Genomic DNA, 13,668 nt, shown 5'->3' with positions numbered 1-13,668 from the left:
AGTCCGCATAACTTTTTATTAACATTATAAAATGTGTATTTTGTGGATAACTTTGACGGATTTATAAATGACTACAGATGAATTGCTTGCGGTTTTACGACTTCAAGGTGCTCCAAAAATTGGTGACGTAACAGTCAAAAAACTAATTGCCCACTGCGGAAGTGCACAAGCTGTTTTTGAAGAAAAACGACAGAACCTCTTAAAAATAGATGGCATTGGCACCCATGCGCTAAAAGGTCTTTATGATGGAGAACATAAGGAATCCGCCATTGATGAGTTTGAATACATTAAGCGAAATGATATCGGGTTTTCATATTTTATGGATGCTGATTATCCTTCATATCTAAGACATTGTATAGATAGTCCTGTTTTACTTTACAAAAGAGGCAATATCAACCTCGAAGGGCGAAAGTTGATCAGTATTGTTGGCACACGTAAAATAACAAGCTATGGCACGGCCTTCTGCGAAAAATTCATAGAAGACATTGCACCTTTAAATCCAATAATTGTTAGTGGTTTTGCATATGGTGTTGATATTACAGCTCAAAAAGCAGCAGTAAAGCATGGTCTGCAAACAATAGGATGTTTAGCACATGGGCTTAATCAAATTTATCCAAAAGTACATAGTAAGTATCTTCAAGATGTAGAAAAGAATGGTGGTTTCTATACGGAGTTTAGAAGTTCGAGTAACCCGGATAGAGAGAATTTTTTAAAACGAAATCGGATTATTGCGGGTATGAGCGAAGCTACGGTGGTCATAGAATCTGCCGAAAAAGGAGGTAGTTTGGTAACGGCGGATATTGCCAATAGCTATAATAGAGATGTCTTTGCCGTACCTGGTAGAGCAGGAGATAAATATAGCTCAGGTTGTAATAATTTAATCAAACAACAAAAAGCGCACATGTTAACTTCGGCTGCAGATTTGATATATTTATTAGGATGGGATATAAATAAAAAGGAAACGCCAATAATTCAAAAACAACTCTTTGTTGAACTGGAACCGGCGGAGCAATCCATTTATGATTACTTACAGCAAAACGGAAAGCAATTATTGGATAGTATTGCCTTAGAATGTAAGCTTCCTATCTTTAAGGTTTCATCTACCCTTTTGAATATGGAAATGAAAGGAGTCATACGCCCATTGCCCGGAAAGTTGTTTGAATCAATTTAGCAATAACCGATATTTTAGTATGTAAACAACCGACCGCTCAGTCTGTAAAATAGTTGCTTTACATTTAGAGGTAGATAAAAAGGGTCCTTATCGACGAAATACAACCGAAAATCGGTTCTTATTTTTACTTAACCGCTTGAAATAAAAAACAAAACCGACCATAGGGTCGGTTTTGTTAAATTCTAATATCCTAGCTTTTCTCGTACTCGGTGGAGCACACCGTTCGCAACTTTACGTGCTTTTTCAGCACCAATTGCCAAAGCTTCTTCCACTTCATGGGTGTTGTTCATATAGTAATCATATTTCTCTCTAGCATCACCAAACTTATCTACAATAACTTCGTAAAGGGCTTGTTTGGCATGACCATAACCATAGTTTCCTGCAAGGTAGTTGGCACTCATTTCTTCAATTTGTTCTTGCGTAGCTAGAATTTTATAGAGGGCAAAAACATTATCGTTAGTTGGATCTTTCGGTTCTTCCATAGGCGTACTGTCCGTCTGTATACCCATGATTTGTTTTCGGAGTTTTTTATCCGTCTGAAAAAGATTGATCAGGTTGCCCCTACTCTTACTCATTTTCTCACCGTCTGTTCCAGGTATATACATGGTACTCTCTTGCACCTTTCCTTCTGGCATAACAAAAGTTTCTCCTAATTGCGCATGAAAACGAGAAGCTACATCACGCGTAATTTCAAGATGCTGCATTTGATCTTTACCCACGGGAACGATATTGGCATCATATAAAAGAATGTCCGCGGCCATTAACATGGGGTAGGTAAAGAGGCCTGCATTTACATCTTCTAAACGGTCTGCTTTATCTTTAAAAGAGTGCGCTAAAGTCAATCTCTGAAAAGGAAAAAAACAGCTTAGGTACCAAGAAAGTTCTGTAGTCTGTGGTACATCGCTTTGACGATAAAAAACGGTTTTTTCAATATCTAAGCCAAATGCCAGCCAAGTTGAAGCAATGGCATAGGTGTTTCGGCGCAGTTCCTCGGCATTTTTAATCTGGGTTAGCGAATGCATATCCGCAATGAACAAAAAAGATTCGTTCTTGGGGTTTTGCGCCATTTCTATTGCGGGCATTATTGCTCCTAGGATGTTTCCTAGGTGTGGAGTGCCGGTACTTTGTATTCCTGTTAAAATTCTTGCCATTTGCTTATTTTCAAAGAAGCCCAAAGATAAAAGAAATGGATTATACCTCATAAAATTGTTACTTTTGATTTTATGCCCCAACCACTTAAAAAAATAGGTTACACCTTGTACCGCATTTGGTTCTATATTCTGGTTGCTTTGCCTATCCTATTGTTTTTTCCGTTTTTACTTTTAAGTACTTTGTCCGAGAAATGGTATCCACAATTTTTCTGGATGGCTAGAAACCTTTGGGCCACGCCTATTTTGTATGGAATGGGGTGTCCGCCAAAAGTATCTTGGGAGCAGAAAATAATAATGGGAAAGAGTTATATGCTCGTTGCAAACCATACCAGCATGTTAGACATAATGCTTATGCTTTATATCAGCAAAAATCCTTTTGTATTTGTGGGTAAAAAGGAATTGCAGAAGATACCGCTTTTTGGATTTTTCTTCAAACGGGTGTGTATTATGGTAGACCGTGGCGACGCTAAAAGCAGAACGGCTGTTTACAGGCGTGCTCAAAAACGATTAAGCCAAGGGCTCAGCATCTGTATTTTCCCAGAAGGCGGTGTGCCGGATGATGAGAGTATTCTTTTAGATGATTTTAAGGACGGAGCCTTTAGAATGGCTATTGCCCATAAAATACCGATTGTTCCAATGACATTTTATGATAATAAAAAACGATTTTCTTTTTCTTTTTTTAGCGGAGGTCCTGGTAGAGTTCGTGCTAAAGTGCACAAGTTTTTTAAGACAAAAAGTCTGTCTGAATCCGATAAAGCGAATTTAAGGGAAAACGTGAGAACGATTATCTTAAAAGAACTTAAAGAGAGTTAGTACAGAATATATGCCAATGAAAGTATAGATATAAATACCCAAAGTAATACTGCCAATGTTAAAGGCTTTACGCCGGTTTTTTTTAAATCTCCGATAGAAATTGTAGAACCTACAAGAAATAATGTGAGAATCAACAGGTGTTTAGAACCGGTGACTATAAAACTCGTTGCCGGCGCTGGTACAAGGTGGTAACTGTTTATGAGTATGGCACCAATAAAAAGAAGAATGAAGTAGGGCCACTTTACCTTTTCTCCTTTGGTTCTAAAAATGAACATAGAGAGAATAGACAGCGGTATAATCCATAGCATACGAGATAATTTTACCGTTGTGGCAATCCTCAGGGCTTCATCACCGTACCCCATTGCTGTACCAACTACCGAACTAGTATCATGAATGGCCACCGCACACCAGAGACCAAATTGATGTTGAGTTAAGTTTAAATAGTGTCCAATAGCAGGGAAAGCGAATAAAGCAACAGAGTTCAATAAGAATACTACCCCCAGAGCAATACTAATACTTTTGCTCTTGGCGTTGATTACGGGAGAAATTGCCGCAATGGCACTACCACCACAAACTGAAGTTCCAGAGGTAATCAAATGCCCTAATTTGGTGTCTAATTTTAGAAGTCTTGTGAGGAGAAAGCCTAAGCTTACCGTCAAAATAATGGATAAAAAAGTTAGGGTAAAACCTTCTTTACTGGTCTCCAAAGTTTCGTTTATAAACATTCCAAAACCAAGACCTACTACAGATATTTTAAGAAAGGAGTGAATGGCTTTATGGCAATACGCCTTAAAGGGATTATTTAAAAATAAGGTAAAACCAAAGCCGAGAAGAAGTGCTGTGGGACTATTCACCACTCCGCTAACCACTAATAATGCTAGTCCTATAAACAGAGCTTTTGCCATTCTATCTTTCATATCAACATCATTTATTAATACAAAAATAGATGCGTTAAATTACTTTTAAGCAATTTAATATACTATATGAAATAACTAAAAGTTATAGTTGTTTTGAGCAAATTTTTCAAAATAGTCCATTACATTAGATTGGTAGCCTGTTCTGGATACAAAGTAGAACCACCGTTCAATAGTTATGTTCTTAATGTCCACAATTTTTAACTTGTTGGCAATAAGGTCCTCGTTTATAGCATGTATGGACAGCAGAGCAAAAGTATCCGAGTGGTAGAGGTAGTGTTTAATGGCTTCGGTACTGTTTAGGGTAACAATATTGTTCAGTTTTTTAATCTGATGTTTTTTTAGCAACTCATAGATGATTTCTTTAGTTCCTGAGCCCATTTCCCTTTCTATCATTGGAAGCTTTTCAAGGGTTTTAGTGGATATCGTATTTTGTTTGAAAGCCGAATTTTTGACGCTGGTAACCAGTACAATCTCGTCTTTTATAAATTTTTTATAGTGTAGTTTGCGGTTAGTATTGCTGCCTTCGGTAATACCAAAATTTAATTGTTGGTTAAGAATGGATTCTTCTATTTCTTCTGAATTTCCGCTTTTAATATCAAAATTAGTATGCGGATGCTGGGTTCTGAATTTGGCAATTATCTTGGGAACAATATGATTGACTAAAGTCGTACTCGCCCCAAATTGTATTGAATCAGGAATAAGTTCTTTCTGATGCAGAAACTGATTTTCTATTTCGGAATGTATTTCTAGAATTCTATTGGCATAGACTAGAAAGGCCTTGCCGTCTTCCGTAAGCTCAATAGAATTCCGTTTTCTGAGAAAAAAAGTGGTTTTGTATTCGTCTTCAATGTTACGGATGGCTTTGGATACGGCCGGCTGTGATATAAAAAGTTGCTCTGCCGCTTTTGTGAAACTAGAGTGAAATGCTACTGCCTTAAAAATCTGAAGTTTCTGTTTCATCAGCTTAAATCAATCAACCTACAGTCTTAATTTAAAAAATTATTGGACAATAAACCTATGCATAAATAAGGGTAATAACTAAATCATTACATTTTGAACGCGTAAAAAGAAGCTTAGAATTTAAAATTAAGGCCACTATACACTCCAATGGAAAACGGTCTAAAATCTCCGGATACATCCGAAAATGTATGCAGTTGATATTTAAAAACGGGCTCCAGATTGAAACGTATCTTTGGGGTAAATTTGTAGTTTACCCCAAAACCGATATTTGTACTAAAGTTAACGGAATTTACATTATTGGCTTCGCCTATTTCCGTAATAAGTTCTCCGGAAGTGAGGGTCACGGAATTGTCTATTAAGAATAATGAACTTATTCCTCCAAGGATGTTCACCCCAAATTTACCGTCTATCAAAGCATAATCTAGCTCTAAAGGAACTTCTAAGTACCCAAATTGCTGAGCCATGGTACCGTTGCGTTCCGGAGAACTAGAATTATTAGAAACCTCAAAAGCGAACATGGCATCAGATGAGGTTGATAAGCTATTAAAATTGCTGTTTTGGCCTGTAACCACTATGTTTTTAGCCGTGCCCGCATAATCTATATTTGTTAATTTTTCTGTTGAAGCTTCTTGTAGTGTAGATGAGAAACCAACGCCATTGGTGTCATAACCGTAATCTACTTTGTTCACTCCGGACCTTATACTCAGTTTGTTATTGATAGCAAAAGCAACGCTCAGGCCATAGCTAAGATTGGTGTTACCCGATTTTGAATTTTCGTTGAAGATGGAATTTATTGGGGATCCTTCACCTAATCCGTTGTAATACACCGGAGCAATAGTGGGTCCTGCGGACCACCTTCCACTTTTTTCTACATCAACAATCTCTTCTTCGGCTTTAATCTCATCAAAAATGGATTTCTTTTCGGTTTCTTGCGCTTCCTTTTGCTCTTCTTCAGGAATTATTAGGTTTTCAGCTACCTCTGTTTTGGATATCGAATTTTCATTTATTCCTTCATCAACATTAGAATTTTTGATATTAGATTCATTACCATGTTTAGCAATACTTGTGGTAAGAAGCGGCGTACTTTTGGAAGATAAATTGTCATTATTTGAGTCAGAGGTATTTGATCTCGAAGCAATTTCTGAATCTATTTGATTAATAGAAGTGCTCTTGATTTTGTTAGATGCTCTGGAATAGGTTTGGGTGTGTACCGCATCTTCTTTTTTTCTAGTTTGAACAAGTTGAGTGTCTAAATCGGGCTTAAGACCATTAGTGTGGCCATTGTCTTTTCTGGATGCCTCTAACCTTTCGTTTAGTTTTTTAGTTTCTGTATTTGAGTTTGATTTTTTATCCACAAAAATCTCGGAAGCTCCTTTTTTAATAGGCTTTAGATTGGATTCGCCTGCAACCACTTGCTCGTCATTGTCTAAAATAAACTCATTGGTATTTTTTCCCTTACTCTCAGGGCCACCATCAACTTTTTCTACATCCGTTATTATGTTAGAAGTTGATGTATTTTGCGTAAAAGGGTAAAACATGATGAGGACAATAATGGCAGCTGCGGCTGCCCCACCTAATGTCCACCAGATAGGGAAAACTCTTTTCTTTTTCTTTTTGTCCAAAGAAGCGGCAATGGCATTCCAGACTTTTTCATCGGGAACCTCCTCAAAGTCGCGAAACTTTTCTTGGAACAAATTATCTATATTTTTCTTACTCATTCTTCAATGCTTAGGTACTTGGTATTTTGTTTTTTTGATGTACTTTTTTCAAGGGTTAAACGCAAAATCCCAGTAAAAGGAAGATGAGTAGACCAATGATGGCTTTATTCTTTGTAATCTCTATTTTTTCTCTTAAAAGTTTTCGGGCCCGCGCAAGGTTACTTTTTGATGTCCCCTGCGTTGTTCCTAAAAGCTCACTTATTTCTTTGTGGGTATACCCATCAAGAACATATAGGTTGAATGTTAATCTATATTTGTCCGGTAGCTCTTGTATTTGTTTCAGTAAAGTTTCTAGGCTTATATTCTCAAAATCCCCAACTACTTCCTGTTCCGCCTCTTCAGTATTTTCTGTCACTAAACTTAGGTGTTCTTCTTTACGATATTTTTGGAGCACCGTATTAACGGTTATACGTTTTAACCATCCCTCAAACGACCCTTTAAATTTAAACTGTCCTATTTTTTCGTAAATAACCATAAAACTGTCGTGCAAATTATCTTCGGCCTCCGTACGGTTGCGCGAATACTTTAGGCAGATGCCAAACAAGGTGCGGGAATAATCCCGGTACAATTGTTCTTGCGCCTTTCTGTTGCCGTCTTTACAGTTATTTATGAGTTCTTCTAGACCCAAAGTGGTATGGTGTTTTTATAGAACGTATATTGTACACGTTCGGAACAAATTTTTAGAAACTCTTACTGGTTTAGGTTAAAGGTAATTATTCTTTTACTGGCACTTCTATTTCTAAAAATTCAGGCTCACCTTCAGTATTATCTCCCGTATAGAATCTAAAAATATAAGGTTTGGTATAAAGAACTTCAAATTGAAAATTGTCTTGTAAGCTATCGTTTACCGCGGTACATTTATCTTTTTCGAGGGTTATACCTAATGCGGATACGGTTCTAATCTGGGAGCTGTCCGTAAACGAACGTTGTACATCAAACTGCTCCAGAAGCGTACAGTCATCGGGCCTAAGAAAATTAACATCCACGTTATAAATCTGGCCTAGCTCAAAGGTGTCCGGTAACATGGCATTCGTGATATTCAGCGTTGTGTATTTAAAGTTTACACGATCGTCATCTAAACTACAAGATGCAACGGTCAGCGCAAAGGCCAAACCAAAAAGCGTAAAGTATATTTTCCTCATTGTACTTCAATTTTCTTAATAGATGAAAAATTAGTACAAGGGTTGCGTGATGCAGTCTAAAGCTATGGTTAAAGAAAACGCCGTTACTAAATGACAGTCTATTATCATTTAGTAACGGCGTAATAGTATAAAAATATGTGTTTACTATTCCTTAAGGGCTTTTATGGCAGCTCTTATTTTTCCGTCTAATTCTTCGAACAGTTCTGGGTTATCCAATAATAATGATTTAACCGCGTCACGACCTTGTCCCAATTTAGTATCACCATAGCTAAACCATGACCCACTTTTCTTAACAATTTCGTACTCTACACCAAGATCGATTATCTCACCAACTTTAGAGATTCCTTCACCATACATAATATCAAACTCAGTAGTCCTAAATGGTGGGGCTACTTTGTTTTTCACCACCTTTATTCTCGTCTTGTTTCCTTGAACATTTCCATCTGTATCTTTAATCTGTGTTGATCTACGAATATCAAGTCTTACAGATGCGTAAAATTTAAGTGCATTACCACCTGTGGTAGTCTCAGGATTGCCGAACATAACGCCTATTTTCTCACGTAACTGGTTAATAAATATAACCGTACAATTGGTTTTACTAATGGATCCTGTAAGTTTTCTTAGCGCTTGAGACATTAATCTTGCATGAAGTCCCATTTTAGAATCACCCATTTCCCCTTCAATCTCACTTTTTGGAGTCAATGCGGCAACGGAGTCAATTATAACGATATCAATAGCACCGGAACGAATTAGGTTATCGGCTATTTCCAAAGCTTGTTCACCATTATCAGGTTGAGAAATAATTAGGTTGTCAATATCAACACCAAGCTTTTGTGCATAAAAACGGTCAAAAGCATGCTCTGCATCAATAAATGCTGCAATACCTCCGTTTTTTTGTGCTTCGGCCATAGCGTGTAGCGTTAAGGTGGTCTTACCAGAGGATTCTGGACCGTATATTTCAATGACCCTACCTCGTGGGTAGCCGCCAACGCCCAACGCGATATCAAGACCTAATGAACCGGAAGGAATGACTTCAACATCTTGAACCACACTATCTCCCATTTTCATTACGGCACCTTTTCCGTAAGTCTTGTCCAATTTATCCAAGGTTAACTTAAGGGCCTTGAGTTTTGCATCTTTTTCCGAGCTCATATTTTCTTTTTTTTAAGGGTTGCTAAATTACCATTTCTTTTATCATAATGCCAGTTCTATGATTCATTTTCTTAAAATGAGGCAATACTTTTTCACTTATTCTCAACACGTTAATTTTTTCGAAAATAAATGTTTTGGATGTAAGGCCTACTTTTCTTATGCGTCTAAGAGAGAAGTGTTTATTAAATATTGTTTCCCTAGCGCAACCCATTTAAAGGTAGTGTTTCTTATTTAAAATATTGTTCTGATTTTATTATCGGAAACAAACTCGAATAAGCTCTCTTTTTAGTGATAGGGGGCAATAGTGACCAGTTCCTTTTTTATGTGTTTTTTAAAGATGCTATGAAAAAGAAAAATCGGAACGGTCAACAAGAGCCTCGGTAATTTACCAAGGCTCTTTTTTGTCTTCCACTTTTTTTGGTAGTCTATGTATAGGAATTCTACCTGTAGAAAAGAATTATCAATATTTCTTATCTTTGCAAGCTTAGAAAATTCTTTATAAACTTAAAACATTGGTATAGCATGCAACTGTACAATAACTTAAGTGCAAAGGAAAGAGCGGCTCTTATTGAAGAAGCCGGCCAAGAACGTTTGACTATCTCTTTCTATAAATATGCACAGATCGGCAATCCTGAACTTTTCAGAAACCACCTTTTTATTAATTGGAACGAACTAGATGTTCTTGGTCGTATTTATGTGGCCAACGAAGGTATAAATGCCCAATTATCTGTTCCTGCGGAAAATTTTGAACTTTTTAAAACGCATTTGGACAGCATTTCTTTTTTAGAGAATGTACGATTGAATGTTGCTATTGAACAAGACAATCTTTCCTTCTTAAAATTAAAAGTTAAGGTGAGAAGGAAGATTGTTGCAGACGGCCTTAACGATACCACTTTTGATGTTACGAATAAGGGTATTCATGTTGGAGCGGAAAAATTCAATGAGCTTATTGAAGATCCGGATACGGTCCTAGTGGATATGCGTAACCATTATGAAAGCGAAATAGGCCATTTTAAGAATGCAATTACTCCTGATGTAGATACGTTTAGAGATTCTTTGGATATCATTGAAAAGGATTTAGCAGATCACAAAGAGGATAAAAAACTGGTTATGTATTGCACCGGAGGCATCCGCTGCGAAAAAGCCAGTGCATATTACAAGCATAAAGGCTTTAAACAAGTATATCAATTAGAGGGTGGTATTATTGATTATACCCGCCAGGTGGAAAACAAAAAATTAGAAAATAAATTTCTGGGCAAAAATTTTGTATTTGATCACCGCCGTAGTGAGCGTATAACGGATGACGTTATTGCCAATTGCCACCAATGTGGTAATCCTTGCGATAATCATGTAAACTGTGCTAATGAAGCGTGTCACCTCTTGTTTATTCAATGTGAAGAATGTGCGAAAAAGATGAACGATTGCTGTTCGGATTCGTGCAAAGAGGTTCATGAATTACCGTATGAGGAGCAGAAAAAATTACGCAAAGGCAAAGGCGCAAGCAATAAAATCTTTAAAAAGGGACGGTCTGAAGTGCTAAAGTTTAAAAATTAGCTTTTACTCATTTTTGTTACCATAGGCCAGATGGGCCACTAGCGCTGCAAGAGAGAGTGCCAGCCCTAGCATAGATACGCCCATCCATTGGTAGTGTTGCCATGCTATTGCTCCTAAGACCGTACCGAGGGCACCGCCGAGGAAAAAGATAACCATGTAAACGGTATTTACGCGGTTTCGGGCATTTTCATTTCTAGAGAAAATTATATTCTGATTGGCAATGTGCAAGGATTGTTGTCCAAGGTCTACTAAAATGACGCCAATTATAATACCAATGATGGAGTGATGGGAAAACAAGAAGACCAGCCACGAAAGAATCAAAATAAAAGTGGAAACAATGATTATCCGATTTTTGCTCATGCGGTCGCTTAATTTACCAACTACTGTAGCTGCAAGGGCACCTACGACTCCAATGAGGCCAAACATACCGGTAATGCTACTTCCATATCCAAAATTATCCTGCATTAAAAAAACCAAAGTAGTCCAGAAAACACTTAGGCCGGCAAATGAAAGACCACCTCTAAACGCAGCTAGGCGCAGAGGTTTCTCAGTCCTGAACAAATGAATCAATGATTTCATTAAATCATTATAACTACCCTTATACGCTGGTTTTATCTGTGGCAATTTTAGATTTAGAACAATGAACAAAGCAAGCATCATAGCAGTAGCCACAAAATACATAGTGCGCCATCCAAATTGTTCACCAACAAAACCACTAATAGCACGACTAGCAAGAATGCCGATCAGTAGGCCACTCATAACTATTCCAATAGCACGGCCCCTATTTTCCGGGTTAGATAATTGGGCAGCCATGGGAACGAATAATTGGGGCAAAGCTGAGGTGCAGCCAATAAAGAAACTAGCACTAACCAATAGCCATAAAGAAGTTGAAAACCCTGCTGCCAGTAGTGATAAAAGCATGAGGATAAAATCAATTTTTAATATTTTATGATTGGATATCATATCTCCCAAAGGAATTACAAAGAGTAAACCAAATGCGTAGCCTAATTGAGTAGAAAGGGCAACATTGCTAACTGCAGATTCCGATACCCCAAAACTTACGGAAATCATGTGCAGCAAAGGTTGGTTGTAGTATAGGTTAGCTACAATAAGGCCCGCGGAAATACTCATAAGATATAGAACGGTATTGCTTAGCTTTTTTTGTTTTCCCATCTAATGCGGCATCAATCTTTTAGAACAGAGTCAAATTTGGCACAAAGGAACGAAGAACCCGCGTAAGTTGAGATAACTTTCTATCACATTAAAAAATTAGTACCTTTACATATAAATTTAGTAAGAACCCTATTTGGCCAAAAACCCCCGTTTAGGTCAAACCAACATATAAAATATGGGCTGTAGTAGTTGTTCGACCGGTAAGGACGGACAACCTTCTGGCTGCAAGAATAATGGAACTTGTGGTACCGATGGTTGTAATAAATTAACCGTCTTTGATTGGCTTTCAAACATGTCTCTTCCTAACGGTGAAAAGCCGTTTGACTGCGTAGAAGTTAGATTTAAGAACAGTAGAAAAGAATTCTTCAGAAATACTGAAAATCTATCTATTTCAATAGGTGATATTGTGGCAACACAAGCACAGTCAGGTCATGACGTAGGTATGGTTACCCTTGTTGGGGAACTTGTAAAAGTGCAGATGAAGCGCAAGAAGGTGGATTATAAAGATAAAAACCTTCCAAAAATCCATAGAAAAGCATCGCAGAACGATATTGATAAATGGCAAAAATGCCGTGACCGAGAGGAAGAAATCAAGAAGCGTGCAAGAGAAATCGCTATTATTTTGAAGCTTCAAATGAAAATTTCGGATGTGGAATTTCAGGGTGATGGTTCAAAAGCCACGTTTTTTTATACGGCTGAGGACCGTGTGGATTTTAGGCAGCTAATAAAGGATATGGCTAAGGCTTTTGGCATTCGCATCGAGATGCGCCAAATCGGTTATCGGCAAGAAGCTCAGCGTTTAGGAGGAATTGGGTCTTGTGGACGAGAATTATGTTGCTCTACTTGGTTAACGGATTTTAGATCTGTAAGTACATCTGCCGCACGTTATCAACAACTTTCATTGAATCCACAAAAGCTAGCGGGCCAATGTGGTAAGCTAAAATGTTGCTTGAACTATGAGTTGGATATGTACTTGGATGCATTGAAAGATTTTCCGTCTCAGGACACTAAGCTCTTTACCGAAAAAGGCCTCGCTTTCTGTCAAAAGACAGATATATTTAAAGGTCTGTTGTGGTTTTCATATAAAAATGAACCCGCAAATTGGCATACGCTTACGAAGGAGCAGGTTCAGGAAATTTTAGAAAAAAATAAAAAGAAAGAAAAAGTTGCTAGTCTAGAGGAATATACGGTAGATAATTTCGTTAAGGAAGAAAAGGTGTTTGAGAATGTTGTGGGGCAGGATAGCCTTACACGGTTTGATAGACCTAAGCGATCTTCAAGAAATAGAAACCGCAAAAGAAACAAGGCGAAAACTAACAGTGGCAACGGTAATAGGAACAACAACAATAATAGGGGCAATAAGAGCGGGAATGCAAATACCTCTAAAAACAAAAAGAGGAGAAACAATAACCCCAAAAGGCAGCAAAAAAATGATTAGATTTTTGCTGATTTTTGCTGTGATTGCCCTGTGTTTTTCATGTAACGAAAATTTAGTGAAATCTGAATTTCAGGCTACAAAAGGAGGAATGTGGAACAAGACGGATAATATTCTCTTTTCATTCTTAGAAATAGATACTACCCAACGCCATAATATATTTATCACGGTTCGTAATGACGCTACTTTCCCGTATAATAACCTGTTTTTGATAGCAGAATTGGAATATCCATCAGGTGAAACGGTAAAAGATACGCTGGAATATGAGATGGCTTTGCCAGATGGCACTTGGTTGGGAAAAGGGTACGGGAGTATCAAAGAAAACAAATTATGGTATAAGGAAAACATCGTTTTTCCGTCTTCGGGCGTATATAATTTACGTATTTGGCACGCCATGCGAAAAAATGGAAGTGTAAACGGAGTTGAAAATTTACAGGGCGTAACAGACGTCGGTTTTGAAATAGAAAAAAGTAACGAGTAAC

General features: G+C 37.6%; 13 protein-coding genes. 5 read left to right on the top strand and 8 right to left on the bottom strand.

Annotation, left to right across the window (positions count from 1 at the left end):
- The first annotated feature begins 67 nt into the window (after positions 1-67).
- Positions 68-1,171 carry a DNA-processing protein DprA gene (gene dprA / locus KO521_RS15935; RefSeq protein ID WP_215940906.1) on the top strand — a complete coding sequence of 368 codons (1,104 nt, stop codon included), beginning with the start codon at positions 68-70 and terminating at the stop codon, positions 1,169-1,171.
- Between the two features lie 182 nt (positions 1,172-1,353).
- On the opposite strand, the gene trpS is transcribed toward dprA, so the two are convergent.
- The gene (trpS, locus tag KO521_RS15930; RefSeq protein ID WP_215940905.1) at positions 1,354-2,322 is read right to left on the bottom strand and encodes a tryptophan--tRNA ligase; all 969 of its coding nucleotides are present in this window, start codon (positions 2,320-2,322) and stop codon (positions 1,354-1,356) included.
- Positions 2,323-2,394: 72 nt separating this feature from the next.
- Here trpS and KO521_RS15925 point away from each other — a divergent pair, with 72 nt between their 5' ends.
- On the top strand, positions 2,395-3,135 hold the full coding sequence (locus KO521_RS15925) for a lysophospholipid acyltransferase family protein (RefSeq protein ID WP_215940904.1): 741 nt from the start codon (positions 2,395-2,397) through the stop codon (positions 3,133-3,135).
- Here the strand turns inward: KO521_RS15925 and KO521_RS15920 are convergent.
- From KO521_RS15920 to recA, 6 genes are all read right to left on the bottom strand, one after another.
- Positions 3,132-4,052: a YeiH family protein gene (locus KO521_RS15920; protein WP_215940903.1), complete on the bottom strand. Its 921-nt coding sequence runs from the start codon at positions 4,050-4,052 to the stop codon at positions 3,132-3,134. The genes KO521_RS15925 and KO521_RS15920 overlap by 4 nt on opposite strands.
- 75 nt (positions 4,053-4,127) lie before the next feature.
- A complete protein-coding gene (locus KO521_RS15915; RefSeq protein ID WP_215940902.1) occupies positions 4,128-5,012 on the bottom strand; it encodes a LysR family transcriptional regulator in 885 nt (294 codons plus the stop codon).
- Positions 5,013-5,125: 113 nt separating this feature from the next.
- Positions 5,126-6,730 carry an outer membrane beta-barrel protein gene (locus KO521_RS15910; protein WP_215940901.1) on the bottom strand — a complete coding sequence of 535 codons (1,605 nt, stop codon included), beginning with the start codon at positions 6,728-6,730 and terminating at the stop codon, positions 5,126-5,128.
- A gap of 55 nt (positions 6,731-6,785) precedes the next feature.
- Positions 6,786-7,358, bottom strand: coding sequence for an RNA polymerase sigma factor (locus KO521_RS15905; RefSeq protein ID WP_215940900.1), 573 nt, complete (start codon positions 7,356-7,358; stop codon positions 6,786-6,788).
- Between the two features lie 85 nt (positions 7,359-7,443).
- The gene (locus KO521_RS15900; RefSeq protein ID WP_215940899.1) at positions 7,444-7,872 is read right to left on the bottom strand and encodes a hypothetical protein; all 429 of its coding nucleotides are present in this window, start codon (positions 7,870-7,872) and stop codon (positions 7,444-7,446) included.
- A 144-nt stretch (positions 7,873-8,016) separates the two neighbouring features.
- Complete coding sequence (gene recA / locus KO521_RS15895) at positions 8,017-9,024, bottom strand: recombinase RecA (protein WP_215940898.1); 1,008 nt, start codon at positions 9,022-9,024, stop codon at positions 8,017-8,019.
- Between the two features lie 522 nt (positions 9,025-9,546).
- On the opposite strand from recA, the gene trhO reads away from it, so the two are divergent.
- Positions 9,547-10,578: an oxygen-dependent tRNA uridine(34) hydroxylase TrhO gene (gene trhO, locus KO521_RS15890; RefSeq protein WP_215940897.1), complete on the top strand. Its 1,032-nt coding sequence runs from the start codon at positions 9,547-9,549 to the stop codon at positions 10,576-10,578.
- A 3-nt stretch (positions 10,579-10,581) separates the two neighbouring features.
- Here trhO and KO521_RS15885 read toward each other — a convergent pair whose 3' ends face one another.
- The gene (locus KO521_RS15885; protein ID WP_215940896.1) at positions 10,582-11,751 is read right to left on the bottom strand and encodes an MFS transporter; all 1,170 of its coding nucleotides are present in this window, start codon (positions 11,749-11,751) and stop codon (positions 10,582-10,584) included.
- Between the two features lie 175 nt (positions 11,752-11,926).
- Between KO521_RS15885 and KO521_RS15880 the strand changes: the two genes are divergently transcribed.
- Both KO521_RS15880 and KO521_RS15875 read left to right on the top strand, forming a co-directional pair.
- Positions 11,927-13,189 carry a PSP1 domain-containing protein gene (locus KO521_RS15880; protein ID WP_215940895.1) on the top strand — a complete coding sequence of 421 codons (1,263 nt, stop codon included), beginning with the start codon at positions 11,927-11,929 and terminating at the stop codon, positions 13,187-13,189.
- On the top strand, positions 13,182-13,667 hold the full coding sequence (locus tag KO521_RS15875; RefSeq protein WP_215940894.1) for a gliding motility lipoprotein GldH: 486 nt from the start codon (positions 13,182-13,184) through the stop codon (positions 13,665-13,667). Before KO521_RS15880 ends, KO521_RS15875 begins: the two co-directional genes overlap by 8 nt.
- The last annotated feature ends 1 nt before the right edge of the window (position 13,668 follow it).

It is taken from the genome of Zobellia uliginosa (assembly GCF_018860745.1).
Lineage (GTDB): Bacteria > Bacteroidota > Bacteroidia > Flavobacteriales > Flavobacteriaceae > Zobellia > Zobellia uliginosa_B.
Note: the sequence above shows the minus strand (reverse complement) of the source record. Positions and strands in the feature narration are given on the sequence as shown.

Coding starts and splice junctions, on each gene's coding strand:
- dprA (WP_215940906.1), top strand. CDS start 68: ATGACTACAGATGAATTGCTTGCGGTTTTACGACTTCAAGGTGCTCCA.
- trpS (WP_215940905.1), bottom strand. CDS start 2,322: ATGGCAAGAATTTTAACAGGAATACAAAGTACCGGCACTCCACACCTA.
- KO521_RS15925 (WP_215940904.1), top strand. CDS start 2,395: ATGCCCCAACCACTTAAAAAAATAGGTTACACCTTGTACCGCATTTGG.
- KO521_RS15920 (WP_215940903.1), bottom strand. CDS start 4,052: ATGAAAGATAGAATGGCAAAAGCTCTGTTTATAGGACTAGCATTATTA.
- KO521_RS15915 (WP_215940902.1), bottom strand. CDS start 5,012: ATGAAACAGAAACTTCAGATTTTTAAGGCAGTAGCATTTCACTCTAGT.
- KO521_RS15910 (WP_215940901.1), bottom strand. CDS start 6,730: ATGAGTAAGAAAAATATAGATAATTTGTTCCAAGAAAAGTTTCGCGAC.
- KO521_RS15900 (WP_215940899.1), bottom strand. CDS start 7,872: ATGAGGAAAATATACTTTACGCTTTTTGGTTTGGCCTTTGCGCTGACC.
- recA (WP_215940898.1), bottom strand. CDS start 9,024: ATGAGCTCGGAAAAAGATGCAAAACTCAAGGCCCTTAAGTTAACCTTG.
- trhO (WP_215940897.1), top strand. CDS start 9,547: ATGCAACTGTACAATAACTTAAGTGCAAAGGAAAGAGCGGCTCTTATT.
- KO521_RS15885 (WP_215940896.1), bottom strand. CDS start 11,751: ATGGGAAAACAAAAAAAGCTAAGCAATACCGTTCTATATCTTATGAGT.
- KO521_RS15880 (WP_215940895.1), top strand. CDS start 11,927: ATGGGCTGTAGTAGTTGTTCGACCGGTAAGGACGGACAACCTTCTGGC.
- KO521_RS15875 (WP_215940894.1), top strand. CDS start 13,182: ATGATTAGATTTTTGCTGATTTTTGCTGTGATTGCCCTGTGTTTTTCA.